The 23,290-nt window shown below is 43.1% G+C and carries 19 protein-coding genes and 2 pseudogenes; 18 read left to right on the top strand and 3 right to left on the bottom strand.

Going from position 1 to position 23,290, the window contains the following annotated elements; genetic code table 11:
- The first annotated feature begins 24 nt into the window (after positions 1 to 24).
- The 6 genes and pseudogenes from mnmG to HMPREF9124_RS00390 all read left to right on the top strand — a co-directional run bounded on the left by mnmG (position 25) and on the right by HMPREF9124_RS00390 (position 7,590).
- Positions 25 to 1,914 carry a tRNA uridine-5-carboxymethylaminomethyl(34) synthesis enzyme MnmG gene (mnmG, locus tag HMPREF9124_RS00415; RefSeq protein ID WP_009429350.1) on the top strand — a complete coding sequence of 630 codons (1,890 nt, stop codon included), beginning with the start codon at positions 25 to 27 and terminating at the stop codon, positions 1,912 to 1,914.
- A gap of 132 nt (positions 1,915 to 2,046) precedes the next feature.
- Positions 2,047 to 2,795: pseudogene (rsmG, locus tag HMPREF9124_RS00410) on the top strand (16S rRNA (guanine(527)-N(7))-methyltransferase RsmG).
- A 103-nt stretch (positions 2,796 to 2,898) separates the two neighbouring features.
- The gene (locus tag HMPREF9124_RS00405; protein ID WP_009429723.1) at positions 2,899 to 3,657 is read left to right on the top strand and encodes a ParA family protein; all 759 of its coding nucleotides are present in this window, start codon (positions 2,899 to 2,901) and stop codon (positions 3,655 to 3,657) included.
- Between the two features lie 41 nt (positions 3,658 to 3,698).
- Complete coding sequence (locus tag HMPREF9124_RS00400; RefSeq protein ID WP_009427714.1) at positions 3,699 to 4,577, top strand: ParB/RepB/Spo0J family partition protein; 879 nt, start codon at positions 3,699 to 3,701, stop codon at positions 4,575 to 4,577.
- A complete protein-coding gene (locus tag HMPREF9124_RS00395; protein ID WP_009428343.1) occupies positions 4,578 to 5,090 on the top strand; it encodes a DUF4446 family protein in 513 nt (170 codons plus the stop codon).
- A gap of 13 nt (positions 5,091 to 5,103) precedes the next feature.
- Entirely contained in the window at positions 5,104 to 7,590 is a 2,487-nt protein-coding gene (locus HMPREF9124_RS00390; RefSeq protein WP_009429490.1) for a hypothetical protein, read from the top strand.
- On the opposite strand, the gene rsmA is transcribed toward HMPREF9124_RS00390, so the two are convergent.
- Positions 7,579 to 8,445, bottom strand: a complete 867-nt coding sequence (rsmA, locus tag HMPREF9124_RS00385; RefSeq protein WP_009428355.1) for a 16S rRNA (adenine(1518)-N(6)/adenine(1519)-N(6))-dimethyltransferase RsmA — start codon at positions 8,443 to 8,445, stop codon at positions 7,579 to 7,581. The genes HMPREF9124_RS00390 and rsmA overlap by 12 nt on opposite strands.
- A gap of 123 nt (positions 8,446 to 8,568) precedes the next feature.
- Here rsmA and relB point away from each other — a divergent pair, with 123 nt between their 5' ends.
- The 11 genes from relB (at position 8,569) to HMPREF9124_RS00330 (ending at position 20,039) form a co-directional block, all read left to right on the top strand.
- Positions 8,569 to 8,790, top strand: a complete 222-nt coding sequence (relB, locus tag HMPREF9124_RS00380) for a type II toxin-antitoxin system RelB family antitoxin (RefSeq protein ID WP_009427917.1) — start codon at positions 8,569 to 8,571, stop codon at positions 8,788 to 8,790.
- Positions 8,787 to 9,062, top strand: coding sequence for a type II toxin-antitoxin system RelE family toxin (locus tag HMPREF9124_RS00375; protein ID WP_009428423.1), 276 nt, complete (start codon positions 8,787 to 8,789; stop codon positions 9,060 to 9,062). The genes relB and HMPREF9124_RS00375 overlap by 4 nt, the downstream gene beginning before the upstream one ends.
- Positions 9,052 to 9,585 (top strand): NUDIX domain-containing protein, encoded by a 534-nt coding sequence (locus tag HMPREF9124_RS00370; protein ID WP_036597490.1) that lies wholly within the window; start codon positions 9,052 to 9,054, stop codon positions 9,583 to 9,585. The genes HMPREF9124_RS00375 and HMPREF9124_RS00370 overlap by 11 nt, the downstream gene beginning before the upstream one ends.
- A gap of 153 nt (positions 9,586 to 9,738) precedes the next feature.
- Positions 9,739 to 10,011 (top strand): AbrB/MazE/SpoVT family DNA-binding domain-containing protein, encoded by a 273-nt coding sequence (locus HMPREF9124_RS00365; RefSeq protein ID WP_036597488.1) that lies wholly within the window; start codon positions 9,739 to 9,741, stop codon positions 10,009 to 10,011.
- Positions 10,011 to 10,415 carry a putative toxin-antitoxin system toxin component, PIN family gene (locus HMPREF9124_RS00360; protein ID WP_036597486.1) on the top strand — a complete coding sequence of 135 codons (405 nt, stop codon included), beginning with the start codon at positions 10,011 to 10,013 and terminating at the stop codon, positions 10,413 to 10,415. The genes HMPREF9124_RS00365 and HMPREF9124_RS00360 overlap by 1 nt, the downstream gene beginning before the upstream one ends.
- A gap of 201 nt (positions 10,416 to 10,616) precedes the next feature.
- Positions 10,617 to 11,618: a rod shape-determining protein gene (locus tag HMPREF9124_RS00355; protein WP_009428771.1), complete on the top strand. Its 1,002-nt coding sequence runs from the start codon at positions 10,617 to 10,619 to the stop codon at positions 11,616 to 11,618.
- A gap of 73 nt (positions 11,619 to 11,691) precedes the next feature.
- The gene (gene recD2 / locus HMPREF9124_RS00350) at positions 11,692 to 13,965 is read left to right on the top strand and encodes an SF1B family DNA helicase RecD2 (protein ID WP_009429175.1); all 2,274 of its coding nucleotides are present in this window, start codon (positions 11,692 to 11,694) and stop codon (positions 13,963 to 13,965) included.
- Entirely contained in the window at positions 13,955 to 14,680 is a 726-nt protein-coding gene (locus tag HMPREF9124_RS00345) for a ComF family protein (RefSeq protein WP_009428547.1), read from the top strand. The genes recD2 and HMPREF9124_RS00345 overlap by 11 nt, the downstream gene beginning before the upstream one ends.
- Before the next feature lie 57 nt (positions 14,681 to 14,737).
- Complete coding sequence (malQ, locus tag HMPREF9124_RS00340) at positions 14,738 to 16,342, top strand: 4-alpha-glucanotransferase (protein ID WP_009429412.1); 1,605 nt, start codon at positions 14,738 to 14,740, stop codon at positions 16,340 to 16,342.
- Positions 16,343 to 16,454: 112 nt separating this feature from the next.
- Positions 16,455 to 18,191: a GGDEF domain-containing protein gene (locus HMPREF9124_RS00335; protein WP_009429610.1), complete on the top strand. Its 1,737-nt coding sequence runs from the start codon at positions 16,455 to 16,457 to the stop codon at positions 18,189 to 18,191.
- A gap of 96 nt (positions 18,192 to 18,287) precedes the next feature.
- Positions 18,288 to 20,039 carry a GGDEF domain-containing protein gene (locus tag HMPREF9124_RS00330; RefSeq protein ID WP_009428019.1) on the top strand — a complete coding sequence of 584 codons (1,752 nt, stop codon included), beginning with the start codon at positions 18,288 to 18,290 and terminating at the stop codon, positions 20,037 to 20,039.
- A 208-nt stretch (positions 20,040 to 20,247) separates the two neighbouring features.
- Here the strand turns inward: HMPREF9124_RS00330 and HMPREF9124_RS00325 are convergent, their stop codons facing one another.
- Positions 20,248 to 21,747, bottom strand: coding sequence for a sulfatase-like hydrolase/transferase (locus HMPREF9124_RS00325; protein ID WP_009427968.1), 1,500 nt, complete (start codon positions 21,745 to 21,747; stop codon positions 20,248 to 20,250).
- A gap of 214 nt (positions 21,748 to 21,961) precedes the next feature.
- Here HMPREF9124_RS00325 and HMPREF9124_RS00320 point away from each other — a divergent pair, with 214 nt between their 5' ends.
- Complete coding sequence (locus tag HMPREF9124_RS00320; RefSeq protein WP_009429975.1) at positions 21,962 to 22,507, top strand: HD domain-containing protein; 546 nt, start codon at positions 21,962 to 21,964, stop codon at positions 22,505 to 22,507.
- On the opposite strand, the pseudogene HMPREF9124_RS12770 reads toward HMPREF9124_RS00320, so the two are convergent.
- Positions 22,504 to 23,207 (bottom strand): annotated as a pseudogene (locus tag HMPREF9124_RS12770) (YggS family pyridoxal phosphate-dependent enzyme). The gene HMPREF9124_RS00320 and the pseudogene HMPREF9124_RS12770 sit on opposite strands and share 4 nt — an antisense overlap.
- Between the last annotated feature and the right edge of the window lie 83 nt (positions 23,208 to 23,290).

Here is a 23,290-nt window from a genome sequence, read left to right as displayed (position 1 = left end):
GCTTAGATATTTGAAAGGAAAAGAATGTCTTTAATTGAAGAATACTATGATGTGATTGTGGTGGGTGCAGGACATGCCGGAGTGGAAGCGGCGCTCGCTTCCGCCAGAATGGGGATGGAAACGCTGATTTTCACTTTGAGCCCCGATGCCATTTCCATGATGGCCTGCAATCCGAATATCGGTGGAAGCTCGAAGGGGCATCTTGTGCGAGAATTGGATGCTCTCGGCGGGGAGATGGGAAAGGTCTGCGACCGTTCCTTTATTCAGTCCAGAATGTTGAATAAATCGAAGGGCCCTGCAGTGCATTCCCTAAGAGCACAGGCGGATAAACAGCTTTATTCACAAAATATGCGAGAGGTTTTGGAAAATCAGGACCGTGTCCATATCCGGCAGGGAGAAATCGTATCCATTTTGACGGATAAGGAGAAGAAAGAAGTAAGAGGGGTAGAAAGCAGTACCGGAGCCAAGTATTTGGCTAAAGCGGTTATTATCTGCACGGGTGTCTATTTAAATGCAAGATGTATCTACGGTGAAGTTTCGGAGAAAACCGGCCCGAACGGTTTAAGACGGGCGGAAAAGCTGAGCGACAGTCTTCGGGAGCTGGGCTTTCCTCTCCTTCGCTTTAAAACCGGAACGCCGGCCCGAGTGGATAAAAGAAGTCTCGACTTTTCTCAGATGGAAGTGCAAAAGGGGGATGTTCCTGTAGTGCCCTTTTCTTTCTCAACGGATCCCGCGTCGGTACAGATTGAGCAGGACGACTGCTTCTTAACGTATACGAACGAGGAAGGACATAGTCTTATTCGGGAAAATATTCATCGTGCACCGATGTATAACGGAAGCATTGAGGGAACAGGGCCGAGGTACTGTCCGTCCATAGAAGACAAGGTGATGAAGTTTCCGGAAAAGGATCGTCACCAGATTTTTGTGGAGCCGGAGGGAAGATATACGAATGAAATGTACCTTTCCGGACTTTCCTCTTCTCTTCCGGAGGATGTGCAGATTGCCCTTCTTCATACCATGCCCGGTTTCCAAAAGGCGGAAATGGTTCGCCATGCCTATGCCATAGAGTACGATTGTTTAAATTCTCTGGAATTAAAGAACAATCTGGAGACAAAGCGAATCGCCGGCCTTTTCTTTGCAGGACAAATGAACGGATCCTCCGGCTATGAGGAAGCTGCCGTACAGGGCTTTATGGCCGGAGTGAATGCCGTGAAACGACTAAGAGGAGAAGAAGCCTTTGTGCTGGACCGCTCAGAAGCCTATATCGGCGTTTTAATCGATGATCTGGTCACCAAGGAAAATAAAGAACCGTATCGTATGATGACGAGTCGCGCGGAGTATCGTCTTCTGCTCAGGCAGGACAATGCGGATCTTCGCCTTCGGGAAAAGGGTTACAGTCTGGGACTTATTTCCGAAGAAGAGATTCGAAAAACCCGGGAAAAAAGAGAGAGCATTCAGAAAGAAGTGGAAAGGATGGGAAATACCTATGTCGGGGCTAATGAAAAAAACAATGCTGTATTAACGGCTCTCAACTCTTCACCCATTCAATCCGGTGTTTCTCTTCTGGAACTTTGCAAAAGGCCGGAGTGCAGTTATGAGAATTTGGCGGAGCTCGACCCGGAGCGTCCGACACTCTCTCCCTTTATTTGCGAGGAAGTGGAGATTGAAATTAAGTATGAAGGTTACATCAAGAGACAGATTCAGCAGGTAGAGGCCTTTAAGAAGCTGGAGAAAAAGAAGCTTCCGAAGGAAATGGATTATCAGAATATGCAAAACCTGCGTCTTGAGGCAAGACAGAAGCTGGATAAGATTCGCCCCGAAAACATCGGTATGGCATCTCGTATCAGCGGCGTGAGTCCCGCGGATATTTCCGTACTTTTGGTTTATCTGGAAAGGTATAAAAAAGAGTTTTAAGAAGTTATATAAACTCATAAGAATTCATAAGAACTCAAAAGAAGCTATAAAAATACATAAGAACTATGGATATGAAATAATCACGATACATTGGGAAAGAATTACAGAAGATAAGAAGTTGGGGAGTATTCTATGGCAAAGGAAGAGTTTTCTCGTCGCCTTTCTGCTTTATCGAAACAGCTTGGTGTGGATTTACAGGAAGAACAGCTACAGCAATTTTACAGCTACTATACTTTGCTGGTAGAAAAAATAAGGTAATGAATCTTACGGCCATTACGGAGGAAGAAGATGTGATTGTGAAGCATTTTATCGATTCCCTCGCAATGGTAAAGCTGAATGTTTCACGTGAAACATTTTCAAAATGGATCGAGGGAAGGCGTTGCATGGACGTGGGGACGGGCGCAGGATTTCCCGGTCTTGCCATAAAAATAGCCTTTCCGAGCATTTCCCTTTCCTTAAGTGATTCACTGCAAAAGAGAATTTACTTTTTGGAGGAAGTTGTGCGGGAACTGGGACTAAAAGGAGTGGATTTCTACCACGGGAGAGCGGAGGATCTGGGGAAGAAACCCGAACTTCGGGAACAGTATGATCTGGTCTTTTCCCGTGCGGTAGCAAACCTCTCCACCTTAAGTGAGTACGACCTTCCCTTTGTAAAGAAAGGCGGCTACTTTTTGGCCATGAAGTCCAAGGACATTTCGGAGGAGCTGGAGAAGGGAAAGAAGGCTATTCATCGTCTGGGAGGAAAGCTGGAAGAAGTTCTGGAATATACTCTTCCGGAAACGGATATCGGTCGTTCTCTGCTCCTTGTTCAAAAAATAGAAAATACGGCAAAAAAATATCCGAGGAAGGCCGGCGTGCCAAGCAAGGAACCTTTGGGTTAAATTTTCAAGAAAGTTGAAAGGATATTTTTCGAGACTTGCATGCCTGTTACGGATATAGTATAAATGTTTCACGTGAAACATTTTGGAAGGGGAAGGTTCGAAAGTGGCAAGAATTATTACCATTGCAAATCAAAAAGGCGGAGTTGGAAAAACAACTACCGCATTAAATTTAGCGGCTTCCCTGGGAGAAGCCAAGCAGAAGGTCCTGCTTCTCGATTTTGATCCGCAGGGCAATGCGGGAAGCGGATTGGGCGTGAGAGACGCGGAGAAAAGCATTTATGAAGTGCTAAGCGGAGAACTTCCCGTAGAGGATATTTTACATACGGAAATTGTGGAAAATGTGGATTTTTTGCCGGGAAATCGAAATCTGGCCGCCATGGATGCGGAACTTGCCAATGAGGAAAACAAAAATTATCTTTTAAAAGATATTTTGGATAAAATGGCAAAGAACTATGACTATATTTTTATTGACTGCCCTCCTAGCCTGGGAACTTTGACGATTAATGCACTTACTGCATCGGATTCGGTTCTGATCCCGATTCAGTGTGAATATTATGCCTTGGAAGGATTAAGTCAGATGCTGGAGACGATTCAAACGGTGCAGGAAGCTCTCAATGAATCTTTAAGCATAGAAGGAATTCTTTTTACCATGTACGATAGCCGAAATCTGCTTTCTCAGGATGTGGTTCGTGCGGTAAAGGAGCATTTCAACGTAAAAATCTTTGACACCATTATTCCTAGAAATGTGCGACTCGCCGAAGCACCAAGCCATGGCTTGCCAATCAATCTCTATGATGGCAGTTCCACAGGAGCGGATGCATATCGTAAGCTTGCAGGGGAAATTCTGGAAAAGGAAGTATAAGGAAAGTACAAAACAGTATAAAGAAAAATAAAGGAGATTCTATGGCAAAGCACGGACTGGGAAGGGGCGTAGACAGCCTTTTCGCTGCAAATCCCAATAAAATAGAAAAAAAAGAGGCCGGAGAAGAGGCGAAGCTTCTAAAGCTTTCTCTCATCCAGGCGAACCCTTCTCAGCCCAGAAAGCGCTTCTCCGATGAGGAGCTGAAGGAGCTTTCTGAAAGCATTAAGCAGTTTGGAGTAATTCAGCCTCTTCTTGTAAAAAGGCAGGGACCGCTTTATGAGATTATTGCCGGAGAAAGACGATTTCGCGCTGCAAAGCTTGCGGGACTTACGGAAGTTCCCGTTCTTATTCGGGATTATGATGAAAAGCGCAGTAAGGAAGTTGCCATCATTGAAAATATTCAAAGAGAGGACTTAAATGCTGTAGAAGAGGCGCTGGCGTATCAGAGCCTGATTACAGAATACGATTTAAGCCAGGAAGAGCTTGCGGAGAGACTGTCCAAGAAGAGAACAACCATTACAAACAGCCTTCGTCTTTTGAAGCTGGAAGAAGAAATCCTAAACTATATCCGTGAGGGGAAACTCAAGGAAGGACACGGAAGAGCCCTTCTTGCCATACCGGAAGGAAAGAAGCGTTTGGAGCTTGCAAAAGAATGTGTGGAGAAGAATCTCTCCGTTCGGGAAGTGGAAAAGCGCGGTCAAAATCAGGAAACGCAGAAAAAGAAAGACGGAAGAAAAGCGTTAAGTAAACAATTTACAAGTATTTATAAGGATTTGGAAAGCAGGATGGGGGAGAATCTTGGCACCAAGGTAAAGATTGTTCCTAAAAATGAGAGTAAGGGTAAAGTGGAAATAGAGTATTATTCCAGAGAAGACTTGGAACGCCTCTATGATTTACTGGAGGGAAAGGGTAGAGAATAAATGAGTATTATAAAAGAAATAGGGAGCCATTCTTTTTCGATTATTCTCCTGATTAGTTTGCTTCTTTCTTTGCTTTCCCTTTTTTTTGCAATAAAAGCGGAGGCAAAGTATAAAAAGCTGTATCGCCAATACGATTATTTTATGAGGGGAAAGGATGCAGAAACACTGGAGGATTATTTTGTAGAGCTGCAAAGACATGTGGAGAAGTCGGAGGATCTTCTGGAAGACCAGAGAGAGATGCTGAAAGTGCTTCATAATAACAACAGAGCAGCTTTTCAAAAAATCGGAATCATTCGCTACAATGCTTATAGCGGCTTAGGAGGAAACTTATCTTTTGCCCTTGCCATTTTAAACTATGATAACACGGGGTTTGTGCTCAATTCCGTGCATTCCAATGAAGGAGGATTTCTTTATATCAAAGAAGTGGAAAAAGGAAGTACCACTGTCGAACTCGGTGCAGAAGAAAAGCTTGCTTTGGAAGAGGCACTTGGTTATAGAAAGAAGAAAGAGTGAGGAATAGTCTTTCGTGAATACCGGATTTTACAAGAAGAAAAAGTTTTTGACAAAAAAGAAGGTAAGAATTCTGGCATTGAGCGGCATTTTTCTTGTCGCTCTCCTTTTTTATTTCATTCATGCCTATCGCTCAATGGATAAAAACAGTAGAGTGTATGCCAATATGGGAGAATCAAAGCTGCCCTATGTTTATGTTCTAATGGGAGAGAAGAAGATTAATCCGATGCACGGCTATTACCAGGAGATCGAGGGATCGGCTGTGAGAAACAGTATTGCCATTCTTCCTGCGGATAGAAGGTTGGAGCTTTTGGTAGAGCCGAAGAAAAATACAATCAGCTCTGCACACTATAGTATTCGCAGTATGGACGGAACGGATTTGCTGGAAAAGGATGGGGAAGCGGAACTTAGCAAAGAAGGAGAAACGCTGAAACTGATTCTTCCGATTCAAAACCTAATTGCGGAAGGAAAAGAATACCAGCTTCGCCTGAGCTTGGAAATGGGAGAAAATACCATTTATTATTACAGCCGGATTTTGCTTGGAAAAGAGAAGATGGCGGAGGAAATGCTTGCTCTTGGAGAAGACTTTACAAGAAAAAGCTTCTCCAAGTCGGAGGCACGATCCTTAAGTACATATCTGGAATCGGATGACACCATGGATGATTCGGACCTTTCCCATGTCAACTTGCATTCTTCCTTTCAGCAAATTACCTGGGGAGACAGCGGGATGATTCTGGATGGAGAACCGGAAATCAGTTTAAAAGAAATCGATGGAATTATGGGGATGGTTCAGCTTCGCTACGCCTCTTCCGCTATAGATGAGAACGGAAATACCCGTCGTTTCTTCAATGAAGACAATTTTGTGATGCGTTATGACAGCCAGAGAATTTATCTGATGGACTTTGATAGAAGAAGTACCGAGATATTTGATACACAGAAATTCCGCCTGGGAGATAAAAATATTTTACTGGGAGTGGACAGTACGGAGGATATTCAAGCGAAGTATTCCGAAACGAAAAATTTCTATGCTTTTTCAAAGGGGAATGCTCTGTATCGTCTCGGTACGGGAAGGGATTTGACTCGTATCTTCACTTATCTTACAGAGGAAAACAATAGCTTTCGCGGAGATTTCCTGGATCACGGCATCCGAATTATGGATGTTAAAAATAATGGTGACGTGGATTTTCTGGTCTATGGCTATATCAGTAGAGGGCGGCACGAAGGCTATCTGGGACTTGTCTTCTACACCTATGATAATTCGGAAAATACCGTGGTGGAAAATTTCTTTTTACCCTTAATGGAAAATAAGGAGGAATTGGAGGAAAGTCTCTCCGGACTCTCCTACCATGCCGGAAACAAGATGTTTTATCTTTACTACAGCGGTACGGTTTACGGAATTGATACCAACAGCTTTGAGGTTTTGAGCTTGGTTTCTTCCCTGAAAAAGGACGAGCTGGCATCCAGTGAAAGTGGACAATTCTTAGCTTACGGAGAGAAAGACGGAGAATCGGAGCTCAGTAAAACGGTAGTATTACGAAACTTGAAAACGGATAAAAGTCAGAATATTTTTGAAGAAAACAGACTTTTCAAGGTCCTGGGATTTATAGAGGATGACCTGGTTCTGGGCGTGACCTTACCGGAGGAAAGCTCGGAATGGAACGGGCAGGGAGAAATCCCCGTATCGGAAATTCGCATTGTTGCGGCAGATTCGGAGGTTAAGCTGTCCTATAAAAAAGAGAATTTATACTTTTCGAATTTTACGATTGCAGGAAATCAATTGCGTTTTGATGAGTACAGTCATGATGAAAACGGATACCACTATGCCGGAAAGGATAGCGTATTATCCAATAAAGAGGCCGAACAGGGGCAGAATGTCAAGCTTGAAAGCCGTCAGCTCGGAAATATGGGAAAGAATTATTTTCTTCCCCTACTTGGAAAAAGTTCGGAGAGCTTTACCGTGCACAGCCCGGAAAAATTTTCTATAGAAAAAGCTGGATCGATTGAACTCGCTCGTGAAAGGAGTGTAGAAGAGGACGGTATTTTTTCTTACTCTCTCGGACACTATAGAGGACGACATGAAAATATGGAGTCGGCAATTTCCGCCGTCTATGATAATTTCGGATATATTCTGGACGGAAAGCAGGAGATACTTTGGAATCGTACGGACAGACCGGGAGTCATTATCGGAAAGACCAGAGAGGATGAGGTAACGGACTTTATCGCGGAGATTCCGGATGTACGAACCATTCTGAGCAGTGATAAGGGGAGGATTCTGAATCTCTACGGTGTAAGTCTGAACGCTGCACTTTATTATACGGCAAAGGGATACCCGCTCATGATTCGGATAGACGGAAATTGGGAGTTGATTACCGGCTATAACGGCAGTCAGATTACGACCTATGTCCTTGGCGGAAGTACTTCCCCGAGACTACTTCGCAAAGAGGATGCGGCCGCTCGCTACGATACGGTACACAATGCATTTTATGCTTTTTTACCGGGATAGAATTTCTCGGATTCCATCGCTGATTAAGGAAAAATCGGCTAGGCTAAGGGTCTCACCCCGCACATTTTCCGGATAAGAAAGAGATGAGAGTAAATCCTGCAGTTGTCTTTTATCCAGATGGAAGCCGGAGGCAAGCGCATTCACCAAGGTTTTTCTTCTTTGCATAAAAGAGAATTTAATGGTTTTGAATAAGAGCGCCGGATCCTGAACGGATACCGGTGCTTTTTTATGTAAACGAAGATGAATTACCGAGGAGCTTACATTTGGCCGAGGAATAAAGCAGTGCGGAGGCACTTCCTGCACAATGGCGGGCTCGCTATAGTATTGTACGGCGAGAGAAAGTGCACCATAGTCCTTTGTTCCCGGAGCCGCCTTCATCCGAAGCGCCACTTCCTTCTGCACCATCACTGTAATAGACTTAAGCGGAAGCTTTTTCTCCAAAAGGTCCATAAGGATAGGCGTTGTAATGTAGTAAGGGAGATTAGCCACCACCTTGACGGAAGAAAAGCTTGGATACTCCTTTAGGAGCTCTGTAAAGTCCACCTTCAAAACATCCTGATGCAGGAGGCGGAAATTCTCCTTGCCGGCAAGATTCTCCTCTAAAATAGGAATCAACTTATCATCAATTTCAATGGCAATCACCTGTCCGGCATGCTCGCAAAGGGCTTCTGTTAAGGTGCCGATTCCGGGACCGATCTCAATCACCAAATCCTCTTTCTGAATCTTGGCATAAGAAATAATATGATCCAATACGGATGAATCAATTAAAAAATTTTGACCAAATTGCTTCTTGAACTGGAAGTTCGTCCTTTGCAATACCGCAATGGTCTCTTTGGAATCTACAAGCTTTGCCATCTTTATACCCCCTAATTTTTCTATGTAAAATCTTGCCATATTTTCTCTTGGAAAACAAGAAGTGGAAATTGACGTATTATCCAATATATAATACAATGTATTACACATGAAAGGAGAGATGGGATGACGATTTCTTTAAGGTTAAATGAAGCAGACTCCATGCTTTTCAAAAAATATGCGGAAATGAATGGAATCAGTGTTTCTGAATTGCTTAGACGCTCAGTTCTTGAACATATTGAAGAGGAATATGATTTACAAGCCTATCAAGAGGCTATAGAAGAATATAGGGAAAATCCTATTACCTATACTCTTGATGAGGTAGAGAAAGAGCTGGGCTTAGGATGAGTTTTAGAGTTGTTTTTTCCGATAAGGCATTAAAACAGATGAAAAAGCTGGACAAGTACACAGCTTCTCTTATCCTTGCTTGGCTTAGAAAGAACTTAGAAGGCTGTGAAGATCCCAGGAAACATGGAAAGGGCTTAACAGCTAATAGAAGCGGACAATGGAGATATAGAGTAGGGGATTACAGAATCATTGCGGAAATTCAGGAGGATAAAGTAATTGTTTTAGTATTGGGAATAGGACATAGGAGGGATATTTATCAAAATGATATCTAAGGAAAGTAAATTGAGCCTAAGGCTACAGGATAGGGAATTTCCCTTTGCATATATCGACCATGACAGAGAGATTGCCCGGGGTATCGTCTTTGATGAGGAGAAGAATTTCTATTTTGTGAGAATTCATAGAGATGATTCTTTCGGAAAAGCCACCTTGATTGAAACTGCCGGCGGTGGAGTGGAAAAGGGAGAAAGCTTGGAGACGGCTATCAAAAGAGAGCTAAAGGAAGAGCTGGGTGCCGAGGTGGAAATCCTCCAAGAAATTGGGATAGTCAGTGATTATTACAACCATGTTCATCGGCACAACATTAACCATTATTTTTTGTGTAAAGTCCGCTCCTTTGGGGAAAAGAATTTGATGCCCTATGAAATCCGAGATTTTCATATGGAAACCTTGAAGCTAAGCTATGAAGAAGCCATAAAGGAATATGAAAAATGCAGTAATACAAAACTAGGGAGGCTGATTGCCCAAAGGGAAGTTCCGGTTTTGGAAGAGGTAAAGAAGATGCTTTTAATCAATTAGACTTTTTAAAATTGTAAAACATTTGCCAAATAGAAAATAAGTAATATAATAGAAAGTAGGGATTTCCCTACTTTCTATTATATTGAAAGAAGAAGTATAAAAAAGCATATTTAGATTTAGAACTATATTTATGAATTAATGGGGGTGCTTTGGATGATGAATCAAACATTTATTGATAATGCAAAGGTTATGGCAAAAGGACAAGTAACAATTCCAAAGGATATTAGAGAAATTTTAGGGGTTTCTTGCGGTGATAGAATTACATTTGTTGTGGAAAATGGAAGTGTAAGACTTATTAATTCTGCAGTTTATGCTATGCAGATACTCCAGGCTCAAATGGAAGGAGAAGCTGAACAGAATGATTTATCTACAGATGAAGCTATTATGGATCTTGTAAAAGAAGTTCGTGCAGAAAGTGTAGAATAATGAAAATTCTTATTGATACAAATATATTAATATCTGCTGCATTAAGTAGCAAGGGCGTTCCCTATCAAGCATTTGTCAAAGCGGTTAGTTATCCAAATCATGGATTACTCTGTGAACAAAACATTGACGAAATGCGTCGTATTTTTAATAGGAAATTTCCTCATAAAATTCAGGCGTTAGAGGGTTTTCTATCTCTAGCATTATTAACATTGGAGGTGGTATCCATTCCTATTGAGGAAAGTGAGATGGAAGCCAAAATCCGGGATGTAAATGACCGACCAATACTTAGAGCGGCTATTCATGCCGGAGTAGATATACTATTGACAGGTGATAAAGACTTTTTGGAGTCCGGGATTTTAAATCCTAAGATTATAACGGCGGCAGAATTTGTAAAAGAATTTTAGTGTATAGAGAAGAAATGGGAAAAAGTATAGCTTTGTTTGCCCAATAAAAAGAAAAATAGTGAGATAGAAACTAGAAAAAATATCTCTCTTAGAATACTTTCCCTTTTTTCCCTTTCCGCTATACTAGAAGAAGTGACATTTTATATTCCGAACTGTGTGTATTTCCATGCGGCTCGTTTTCTATAATATACGGAGGAATCCATGTTTTCGCTGATTTCAAATGATATAGGAATTGATTTAGGTACTTCCAGTATCTTGGTTTATATAAAGGGCAGAGGAGTTGTTTTAAAGGAGCCTGCCGTAATTGCCGTAAATAAGGACAATAATGCCGTAGTAGCCTACGGAGAGGATGCAAGACTGATGCTCGGGCGTACTCCGGAAAATATTTCTGCTGTTCGTCCCCTTCGCCAGGGAGTCATTTCCGACTATACTTTAACGGAAGAAATGCTGAAGTATTTTATCAATAAGGCGGTAGGAAGAAGAACGCTCAGAAAACCCAGAATTTGTGTTTGCATTCCCAGCGGGGCAACGGAGGTGGAGAAGAAGGCCGTGATGGATGCGGCGAGCCACGCCGGTGCCAGAGAAGTGAGTATCATTGAAGAGCCGGTAGCTGCGGCAATCGGCGCGGGAATAGACATTTCCAAACCGCAAGGAAACATGATTATCGATATTGGAGGCGGAACCGCGGACATTGCGGTCATTGCCTTAGGCGGACCTGTGGTTTCCGAATCCATAAAGATAGCCGGTGATGATTTTGACGAGGCTATTCTTCGCTATATGAGAAAGAAGCACAATTTACTTATCGGAGAGAGAACGGCAGAGGATATCAAGGTAAATATCGGCTGTGCCAGTAAGCGCCCGGAGAATGTGACTATGGAGGTTCGGGGAAGGAACCTTGTAACGGCACTTCCGAAGACGGTGGTGGTAAGCTCCGATGAAATTATGGATGCCTTAGTAGAACCGGCAAGCATGATTGTGAATGCGGTACATAATGTTTTGGAGAGGACGCCGCCAGAACTAGCTGCGGATATTTATGAAAGAGGCATTGTCATGACCGGGGGAGGCGCACTTCTCTACGGTTTGGATAAACTTATGCAGGAAAAGACGGGGATTACCACAATGCTTGCGGAAGACCCGTTAACTGCAGTGGCTATCGGAACAGGTAAGTCCATTGATATGGCCGGAGAAGATGATGACTTTTAAAATTCCGGAGCCGGTAAAGAGCGAAGCCTTTCGTACCTGTCCACTACCGTAAGATAGACGGAATTCACGGAATATGGAAGAGTTAGAGGGAAACATCAGCCACATCGTTTTTCGAAGCGAAGAGAGTGGTTATACGGTTTTTACGATAGAAGATAAGGGAGAAGAAACTACATGTGTAGGAAGCTTCTCCCATATTGCGGTCTCGGAAAAAATCAAAATGCGAGGCAGATGGAAGGAGCATTCCGTTTACGGAAAACAATTTTCCGTAGAAGAGTATGAACTGCTCCCACCAGACAGCCTCTCCGGAATAGAACAATATCTGGCCTCCGGTGCGATAAAGGGAGTAGGAAAGGCCATTGCAAAACGAATTGTAAAAAAATTCAAAGAAGACAGCCTTCGTATCATGGAAGAAGAGCCGGAGAGACTTGCTGAAATAAACGGTATTTCGGAAAGAAAGGCAAGGGATATTGCCGCAGAGCTTGTAGGGAAAAAAGATCGGCAGGATGCCATTCTTTTCTTACAGGGGCTGGGAATCGGAACACAGCTTTGCTATAAGATTTACCGGCATTTTCAGGGAGAAATCTATACGATACTCAGAGAAAATCCCTATCGTATTGCAGAAGAGCTGGAGGGAGTCGGCTTTAAACGCTGTGATCAAATCGCCAAAAGAGTGGGAATCGGAGAGAAATCTCCCTTCCGTATCCATGCGGGAATAAGTTATACCCTCCTTCAGGGAGAACTTCAGGGACACTGCTATCTGCCTGTTTCTATTTTGAAGAGAGAGGCGGAACGAATTCTCGACATGGAGATTGCCCTCTTCGAAGAGGAACTGATGGACTTACAAATAGAGGGCAGGGTTAGAATACAGGGAGAGCGGGTTTATCGTGCAGGCACCTATTTTAGAGAGCGCCGTGTAGCGGCAAAACTTCACGCCTTAGACGTCCCGGAAGAGGAAGCCTATTCGGAAAGCTGGAATCAGGCAATAGAAGGCCTGTTCCGGAAGGAAAATCCGGAATTGGATTCGTTACAGAAAGAAGCGGTATACCTTGCGGCACATTCCGGCATTTTGGTCATTACGGGAGGACCCGGAACCGGTAAAACGACAACCATCAAAACAATTTTGCGGCTCTTTACGGAAAGAGGGAAAAATATATCTTTGGCTGCGCCTACGGGAAGGGCGGCTAAGCGAATGGGAGAGGCGACAAATTATCCGGCAAAAACGCTGCACCGTCTTCTCGAATACATGGGACAGGAAGGGGAGGAGGAAGAGGAAGGCTTTCATCGCCTCTTTCAGCGAAATGAAGAAAATCCGCTGGATACGGATGTTGTCATTGTGGACGAGATGAGTATGGTGGATCTCTATCTGATGGATGCTCTTCTTAAGGCAATACAACCCGGAACCAGGCTGATTTTCGTGGGGGACAGTAATCAACTTCCTTCCGTCGGTGCGGGAAATGTTTTGAGAGATATTCTTTCTTCCGGCTGCATAAAGGCCATACAATTGAAAAAAATCTTCCGGCAGGCTTTAGAGTCGGATATTGTTGTCAATGCCCATAAGATCAATGAAGGAAAGGAGCCGGATCTCTCCAAACGTTCCAAAGACTTCCTTTTTATCAGAGGGGAGCAGGCAGAGAAAATTTTTTCCGATATTGCCGTACTTATGAAGGAAAAACTGCCTAAATATCTGAACATTGATACGCTCTCCGTCCAGGTCATGTCTCCGCAGAAAAAAGGGGCACTCGGAGTGGAAAGTCTGAATCGGTATTTACAGGAAAGTTTGAATCCAAAGGATAAAAATAAGGCGGAAAAGGAACTCTACGGAAGGGTATTTCGCTTAGGGGATAAGGTGATGCAGGTAAAGAACAACTATCAGCTTGCTTGGGAAATTCCCGGAAAATTCAATATCCCCATAGAAGAGGGGGAGGGAATTTTTAACGGAGATATCGGAAGAATTACGGAAATCAATCACTTTACGGAGACGGTGACCGTGTTTTTTGATGATAAAAGAGTAGTCTACAACTTTTCCGATTGTGAGGATTTGGAACTGGCTTATGCCATAACCATTCATAAGTCTCAGGGTTCGGAATATGATGCGGTGATTCTTCCCATGTACAGAGGACCGCAAATCCTGATGACCAGAAATCTTCTGTATACGGCAGTTACAAGAGCAAAGTCCTGTGTTTGTCTTCTGGGAGATCCCAGAGTGTTCCGAGATATGATTCATAATGAGACGGAGCAGAAACGTTATTCGGGCCTTCGGGAACAGCTCATGGAGATGAAGAATTCCACACCGGACCGAATAGAAAATCCTTTTTCCAACGAGGAAGAGGCATCCTATGGATTATAAAGAGAAATGGAAGGAGGGTATCCTCGGCGCACTCTTCCCTCCGCGCTGTATTTTTTGCGATGAAATTTTAGAGGATGGGGAAGACGGCATTTGCTCTTCTTGCCGAGAGAAAGAACAATTTATGGAGGAACCCTGTTGCAAATCTTGCGGCAGAGGAATTCTGCGTGAGGAAGAAAGCCTGTGCAAGAATTGTAAACGACATCATTTTTCTTTTAGTGGAGGCATGATTCTCTACCACTTAACGGAAGAGATAGAGGATGCGATTTCGGAATTGAAGTATAAGGGCAGGCAGGACAAGGGAGAATTTTTCGGAAGACGCGCAGGCGAACATTTTCGGGAAAAAATGGAAGCTCTGGGTATACAGGCCATTCTTCCCGTACCGATTCATAAAGACAGAAGAAGAAAAAGAGGATATAATCAAGCCGAAATTATTGGAAAAGCTCTTGCAAAGGCTTGTGACCTTCCGCTGTATGCGGACCTTCTGAAAAGAGAGAAGAAAACAAAAGCCTTGAAAGATTTAAATCCGGTGGAACGCTTACAGAATCTTCTTTCCGCAATGGATTGTGAGGCGATTCCTGAAGAACTTAAAAAAATCGTGTTAGTTGACGATATATTTACAACAGGTGCTACAATGGAAGCCTGCACAAGAAAGTTGCTTGAGCGGGACATAAAAGAAGTGTATATTCTGGCCATTGCGGCCAGGGCAGACCGGTAGGAAAGAAAATACAGCCGGCAAGAAACAGGTAAGATAAAGGGATTTGGAGGAGTAGTTTTGGATAAGACAAGAAGCGCAGGCATTTTGATGCCCGTATTTTCTCTGCCGGGAGAATATGGAATTGGAAGTTTTGGAAAAGATGCAGAGGAATTTATTGATATCGTAGCGGAAACCGGAAACAGAGTCTGGCAGGTCTTACCAATGGGGCCGACAAGTTATGGAGACTCTCCTTACCAGTCCTTTTCGAGCTTTGCGATAAATCCCTATTACATTGATTTGGAAGGCTTAAAGGAAGAAGGGCTTCTTACAGAAGAAGAATTAAAAGAGGAGAAGGAGGCGTTTCTGTCTTCCGGTGAAAAGATAGATTATGGTCTCCTTTATCAGAGAAGGTATCCTCTTCTTAGGAAGGCTTATGAAAGATGGAAGGCAGCAGGAGGAAATCCGGACACCCTTATTGCGGGACGTCGGAGAGAAAATCTGGATTATTGTCTGTTTATGGCACTGAAAGATTTCTCTGAGGGCTGTGCCTGGCCGGATTTTCCGAAAGAGTTTCGAGATAAAGAGGAGTCTGCATTAAAGTCCTTCTTGGAAGAGCATAAGGATGAGGTTACCTACTATGCCTTCATGCAGTGGAAAGCAGAGGCACAATGGAAGGCTGTACAGGATTACGCTCATGAAAGGGGAGTTCTGATTTTTGGGGACTTGCCCATCTACTGCGCCATGGACAGCGCAGACGTTTGGGGCAACAGAAAGATATTTGATTTCAGCTGGGAGGGCAGAAAGCTTAAGAAAGAAGAGCCGGAAGAGAGCTCGGAACAAGAGCAGGAGAAGGAGAAGCAGGATATACATTCCGCAGAAGAAGAATCTTACCCCGGATTTGTTGCCGGAGTTCCGCCTGATGCTTTTTCCGCGACGGGGCAGCTTTGGGGAAATCCGCTTTACGACTGGGAAGAGCAGGCAAAGGACAACTACAGTTTTTGGTGTAAGCGAATGGAATACTGTTTTTCGCTTTATGACTTAATCAGAATCGATCATTTCCGAGGCTTTGAAGCATATTATGCAGTACCCTTTGGAGAAGAGACAGCCGTAAACGGATCCTGGAGGAAGGGACCGGGAATCGCTTTATTTGATGCTTTACACCGTTATTTTCAAAAGGAATCGCTTCCGGTTATTGCGGAAGACCTGGGGGTAATCACGGAAGAAGTACGGGAATTGATGCGGAAAACCGCTTATCCCGGAATGAAGGTACTGCAGTTTGCCTTTGGCGGAGACTATGAAAATGATTACCTGCCGCATATGTTTCAGGATAATAATTCCGTAATGTATACCGGTACGCATGACAATGACACTTTGAGAAATTGGTTTGAGACCCTGGGGGAGGAAGAGCGGAACAAAATTTATCGATACTTATCACGTTCACAAAATGACTGGAATGCCATGACGGAGCTTCTGATTAAGGAAGCCTTGTCCGCAACCTCCTATCTCTGCATTATTCCGGCAGGAGATTATCTGGAGCTTCTTTCCGAAGGAAGAATCAATGCGCCGGGTACGGATGCGGGAAATTGGCAGTGGAGAATGAAGAAACATGCCTTTTCTCCGGAACGGAAAAAAATTATGAGGGATATGTTGGAAACCTATGGCAGACGCACGGATAAGAGATAATCGCGTTTATTTCCCTGCTCTTCTTAGCCGATATAGATGGAATGCGGATTCAATATAGGAGGAGAAAAGAGCTCCTTCTATCCGGATAATTCATGAATTTATGGTGGTTTAAGTGAAAAACAGGATTTTATTAAAAATAAATAAGGGAGTCATTCCGGTCTTCGCTGTATTTTTCGTGGCCTTTTTCTTATTGTATACGACCTTCAGTATGAATGGGGTAGAAAATAACAGCTATACCCGTTTATCCGAAATGAAGGTGGATGTGAAACATGAAGACGGAACGGTGGATAGCTTTAACAGCAACATGTTTAATTTTCAATCCAAGAACGATAAAATCACGATTCATCTTCCTTTGGACGAAAAATTAAGAAAGGAGAATCAGTCTATTAACTTTTTCTTCTATGCCAGTGTGGTGAAGGCCTATTACAAGGACAAGCTTCTGGTATCCTATGGAGAAGATGTGAAAAGGCATATGATAGGACATCTGAAAATTCTTATTCCGGTACCGATGGAAGCCTATGGAGATGAAATTCGAGTGGAAATTCAGCCCACAATGGATTTTATGGAGGACACCTTTCATTTTCCGGTCTTAATGCCAATCCAGGATGCTTTGTTTTTTCCGATTTTAGGAAAGGAAACTTCTTTCTCCTTTTTCTATATGGTTCTAATCGGAACGTTTTTTGCGATTGCTTTTTTGGCCTGCCAATATTTCTTACAGGACTACGCCAAAGAAGGATTTTGGATGATGATTTTAATTAATTCCATTATTGCCTGGTATATGGGAAATACGGGAATGATTTATGCCGTGAATGCCAATGAGGACTTTAATGCGATTGTGGAATACATCGGGATGTATATGCTCTTTTTCAGTGCGCCTCTTTTTGCCAGCTATGAAACCGTGAGGCCGGCGGTAAAAAAATATCTGCGCTTTATGGGAAAGCTCCTTTTCGGAGTATTTGCACTCTGCCTTATTTTATATTTACTTCCGACAGGCTATACCTTTGTTAAATATCTGCGGGTCGCGCAGGGAATCCAGATTGTTATGGTATTTTCCGCTTTATTGAGCCTTCTCTTTCCCGGAAAAAAAGCAGCGAGCATGGCAGAATACATTATGCAATACGGATTGATTTTTGTGTCGCTTTTTGGAATCTTGGAACAAATCAGAATTATTTGTGCAACAAAGATTACAGAGGACTTTCCGCCTATTTTGCGGTGGTTTGCGGCAGCTCCTTTTTCCAGGTGGCTCTTATATATGCTGGTATTGACCTTCCTCTCTTCCTACGCCTTCAAGGTAAGCAATGTTGTGCAGAAAACTTTGGAAGAAAAGAATCTCAAAATACTCGCTTACACGGATAATCTCAGCGCCATGGGAAATCGACAATATCTGCAAAGAAAACTGGATATTTTGGATAAGAGTCGGAATAGAGATTATGCCGTGATTTTTATGGATATTAATGACTTAAAGTATACCAATGATCATTTTGGACATGAGGAAGGCGATCATCTGATTAGAATGGTTTCTTCTTCTATTAAGAAAGCAATGGATAATATGAGTGGCTTTTATGGAAGAAACGGTGGAGATGAGTTTCTTTCTGTGCTGATTCCGGCGAATAAGGCGACAGAGGTAGTAAAGCAGATAAACGCGAATCTGCAGAAAATAAAAGAGGAGGAAAAGCCGGTATTCCCGGTCAGCCTTTCTCTTGGTATAGCAAATTATAGAGAAGTAGAGGAAGAACGTCGCTTTTCCGGTTTGGAGATGATTAGTAGCAGTGATGTCATTCGGAAGGCGGATGCTCGTATGTATGAAGATAAGTGTGTTCATAAAAAGAAACATCCGCTTGTTTCTTAAGAATAGAGATTATATTACAAAAATATTAGGCGATATTAAGAGTGGTAAAAGCGAAAGGGGAGGTTTTAAAAAAATCTGAAAAAGCAAGGAGTAGCAATGAGGGGGATACGTTCGCTATATAATGAAAATAAAACATTTGTCCTCTTATTTTTCTCTGTTTTGGCAGGGATACTTATCTTGCGCCTCTTTTTAAGTGTATGGGGAAAAATTCCCGCGGACGAGTACAGGATTCTCAATAAGATTTGTGTAGAGGTTCGGCATGAGGACGGCACAGTGGACTGTTTTGACAGCCATCTCTTCAACTTTTCTTCCGAAAAGGACCGGATAACGATACGGATTCCTTTGGAAAAAAGCTGGAAAAAAGAACATCAGTCCATTAACTTCTTTTTCTATAATAGTGAGATAAAGGCCTATTATAAGGATGAATTACTTGCATCTTACGGGACGAACTTGAAGCGTCACATGATTGGGCATATCCGAGTCGCCATTCCGGTGCCGGAGGAAGCCTTCGGAGAGGAAATCCGGGTGGAGATTACGCCCAAGATTCATTTTATGGAAAACAACTTTGATGAACCCGTTTTGATGAGTGAGCGAGATGCTCTGTTTTTCTCCATTATCGGACTGGAAACTTCTTATGCAATCTTTGTGATGACACTGATTGCCACCTTTATCGCCATGGTTGCTTTTGCGGTCTTTTCCCTTAGACATCACTATGCAAGAGAAGGATTTTGGCTGACGACCATGATTTTTGCCATTACTTTCTGGCATCTCGGAAATTCGGGGATGATGTATATGCTTACAGACTGTGAGGATTTGAATGCCGTATCCGAATATATCGGGATGTACTTATTACTTTCGGCGGCTCCGCTATATGCCAGTCACGAAACGGAACGTCCTCGGGTAAGACGATTCTTGAAGATTTCGGGAGGAATCCTCTTTTCTTTCTTTGTACTGACGTTATTTCTCTATTTCCTGCCTACGGGCTATACCTATGTTTGGCATTTACGGATAGCGCAGGGAGTCCAAATCGTGATGTTGCTCTCCACGGTTCTGAGCCTCATGTTCCCCGGCAGAATGGTGAAAAGTAATTCCGACCGTATCTTGGGATTTGGACTTATTTTTGTGGCCTTACTGGGAATCATGGAACAGGTTCGCCTGATTTTGTCTGCAAGGGTGAGCGAAAAGTGGCCGCGTTTCATGCAGCTCTTTGTAAAAATACATTATTCGAAGGTCCTGATTTTGGTAATGATTTTCGTGTTTATCACGGCCTTTTCATTCAAGCTCATTATGGTAATGCAGAAAGCTATGGAGGATGAGCACTTAAGAGTACTGGCTTTCACGGACAATTTGAGCGGAATGGGAAATCGTCAGTTCCTGCAGAGAAAAATAGATCTTCTGGACAGTCAACGTGCTACGGGCTATGCCGTGATTTTTATGGATATCAACGATTTAAAATATACCAATGATCATTTCGGACATGACTGTGGAGACAAACTGATTAAAATGGTTTCTACCGCCATAAAAGGTGCGGTGGATAACGCGAACGGTTTCTGCGGCAGAAGCGGAGGAGATGAATTTTTGGCTGTCATTTTCCCGGAACATCTTGTTGTCAATGTGGCAAAACAGATTCGGGAAGATCTGGAATCGATAAAGGAGAGGGAGAAAGTACCGTTCCCGGTGAGTCTTTCCATCGGCGTGGCAGGTTACAGCGAGCTTGCGGCAGAGGAACACCTGGCGGAAAAGGAATTTATCAGCGCGGATTATGTGATTCGAAAAGCGGATAAAAGAATGTACAAGGATAAGTGCAAATATAGAGAACAGAGAGACAAAGCGGCGATTAAAGCCTAAAATAAAGTATTGGAGAAATTTTTCAAGCAGTTGAAAGATGGATAATCCCAATTTTTCAACTGCTTTTTTCATAACGAGTATCGTGCACAAAGTGTGCGATATCTCGTTTAACTCTTTTTTCGTTCTTCCTTTTTTTGCTCTTTCTTCTTCTGCTCTTTTTCTTCCTTTTGCTTAAAGGCGGAGTTTTTATCTATCCCGCCGAGGCGAATCATAAAGTCGGAGCGTTTTTCAAGCTCTTTTTTTCGGCCTTTTTTCCGAATTCTTCCGTAAGGGTGGGGAGGCCGGAAAAAAGATTTGTCCCGAGGCCAAGGCGCTCTCCGGGAATTTCGACGCCGAGAGCAGCCAGCGTTGTGGGGAAGTCGTCAAAGGTACTGTATTCTCTGTGTTTTTCTTCTTTCACGGAGGCGGCGGCATTTAAATAGCAGGTGTAGACTTTTCTCTGATAAGACGGGTCTACGGCATTGCAAAAATCCCGGTCCATGGTCGGATGATCACCTGAAATCACAATGCTTGTATTTTCATAAAAATCCTGTTCCTTAATCCAGCTGATAAAGTCATTGACCTGACGGGATGTACAGTTGAAAACATTTGCATACTGGTTGTCGGGATAGGTATTTTTACAGAGCCTGCAAACATAGCCGTCCGGAAAATGGGTGTCTACGGTGAGCAGAGTAAGGTTGAAGGGGCTGTCGTTCTTTGCCAGATTCAGCAATTCTTCCCTTGCATAGGTAAAAAGCTTTTCATCTTCGAAGCCCCAGTTCACCCAATAGTCTCTGGGAAATTTATTTTTCCTCTTCCAATAACTGAAATCTTCCACGGCTACATTTCCGTGATCTTTCATAAAAAGCTCTCGACCGCCAAAATAACCTACTGAACCCAAAAGAAATTTTTGGGTATAGCCTTCTTCCTCCAGAATGTCGCCCAGTGCCGTGACGGAAGGAAAGAAATGCTCCTGACTGTCCATAGAGTTCTGCTCAATGGAAATCTTTAAGGGTAGCCCCGTGCTTTGTGCAAACATGGCACCCATCGTCCAGGTGGCACCCGGCATGGCAATTCCACCATTTCGAATCTCTCCTTCTGCGGAAAAATCTTCCCCTTCCTTTCCGAGCGCACAAAGCTCCGGTAGAAGATTTTCGGGAAAGGCTCCGCCATGGGCTTCGTCCATAAAGGTGAGCTCCGTGGATTCCATATAGATATAAATCAGGTTTCTCTTTTTCTCCGGAAAATGGAGAGAAAGCCCCTTAGGATCCACATAATGGTCTTCGATAAAAGAAGAAGATTGGATCTGGGAAAGGATATAGCTTCCGAGGGATATACTGTCCCAGGCATTGCCAATTGTGAGGACAAAAACAAAAAAACCGATAGAAAAGTATAGGGGGAGAAACCTGCGCTTTGAAAAGAGATAGATTAAAAGCAAAAGCAAAAAGAGGGCTACGGAGGGGAGCAGGACAGACAAAAGGAAGAGCTGAACCAAATGCGGTCCGGCTCCTCTCATCGGGGATTTGATATGGTATAAAATTTCGTCTACCGTAAGCTCATTCCAGTTTCTCAGTAAAAACTGCAAAGAAAAGTACAGCGTAAAAGAAAGCAGTGCAAATAAAAAAACAAGGCCGGTCAGGAAGATTTTCCAAATTCCGAACTTCTTTTGCTTAGGATTGCCGCCATCCTCTTTTTTTTCTATTTCTTTTTCCGGTTCTTTTTCATCCATTGTTTTTTTCCAAATCTATAGTAAAGCGTGTTCAACAAATAAAGATTAAGGCAGAAAAATGATACAGCTTTTTCAGAAGCATGTAAAGTCGGAAAGAAGTTTAAGATTCTATAAAAAATATTGCATTTTACGTTGAGATGACCTTATTATATACGAGTTAACGTCGATGTTAGATTCGTATAATTTTATGTAGACTTATGAGGAGAAATACCCGATGCGCGTAAAAAGGGAACAGTTGGAGTTCTTAAGAAAATTCAGATATATTGTGGAAAATGAGGAATATAAAAAGCTGAAGAACGTACCTAGACACGGCAGTACCAATACCTATGCACACAGTGTAAGAGTGGCTTTAATGGCTTACAAACTGGCAAAGAAGTGGCACATGGATGCGGATAGTGCCGGGAAAATCGGATTGTTGCATGATTTTTGTATGATTGATTATCATAAGGATGACGGCACAAGTCATGACGGAAGATGGTATTGCTTCTATCACGGAGAGGATGCCATAGAGAATTCGGAAAAGCAGAATTTTTATCTGAACCATGTGGAGAAAAGAGCGATTCTCACCCACATGTTTCCGCTGTCTACCAGATTGCCGAACAGCAGACTTGCTTACCTTTTAACACTTTCGGATAAGACGGTGGCACTGCAGGAATCCCTGCAAAATATCGTGATTGCCTTTGCCCGTTTGCGGTATCGTACCATAGTGGTGCAGAAAAGAGTTGCGCAGTATTTGAGAACTAAGCTCAGTTTTTCTTAAAGATAGACTCTTTCCCCAAAGATAAAAGAACCTACTCGAACAATTGTCGCACCTTCTTCCACGGCGACTTCATAATCTCCGCTCATTCCCATGGATAACTCCGTTAAGGGAAGGGCGGGGAATTTTTTTTGTAAAGAAAACAGAGCCTCACGAAGAGAGCGGAAAACAGGACGATTCTTTTCTGCGTCCTCTGTAAAAGGAGCGACGGTCATCAGACCGCAGACCAGAACGTGAGGAAGCTTTTCGAGCTCGGCAACAACAGCCTCGAGTTCTTCCAAAGAAAAGCCGGATTTGCTTGCTTCTTTTGCAACGTTTACTTCCAAAAGAATTTTCGCGGTAGTTTCCTTTTTCGCGTATTCTTTTTCAATTTCGAGAGAAAGAGGAAGAGAATCTACGGAATGAATCAGGACGACCTTTCCGGGAAGGTATTTCACTTTATTTTTTGAAGGGTACCAATCATATGAAAGTGGGGAGGGCAGTCTTTCATCAGGCTGTCCTCTCTCATCATTTCATATTTCTCTCGGATTTCCTGCACTTTATTTTCTCCGAAATCGTGAATACCGTAAGAGTAGGCTTCTTGCAGTGCGGAATAAGGCTTGGTCTTGGATACGCCGAGAAGTAAAACCGTCTCCGAATCTCTACCAGCCCGGTCACAGGCAAGACGAATCTTTTCCCTTACCAGTTCAATTTCTTTCTGCATAAAGCGCTCCTCTCCTTAAAAGCATCCAGCTCTAATCCTTAACCAGTGGGGCAGACGGAGCTTAAGACCTCTTGTTCATAACG

Origin of the sequence: Oribacterium sp. oral taxon 108 str. F0425 (assembly GCF_000214455.1) — a bacterium.
Lineage (GTDB): Bacteria > Bacillota > Clostridia > Lachnospirales > Lachnospiraceae > Oribacterium > Oribacterium asaccharolyticum.
The sequence above is the reverse complement of the archived record's forward strand: the minus strand, read 5'-3'. Positions and strand labels throughout refer to the sequence as shown.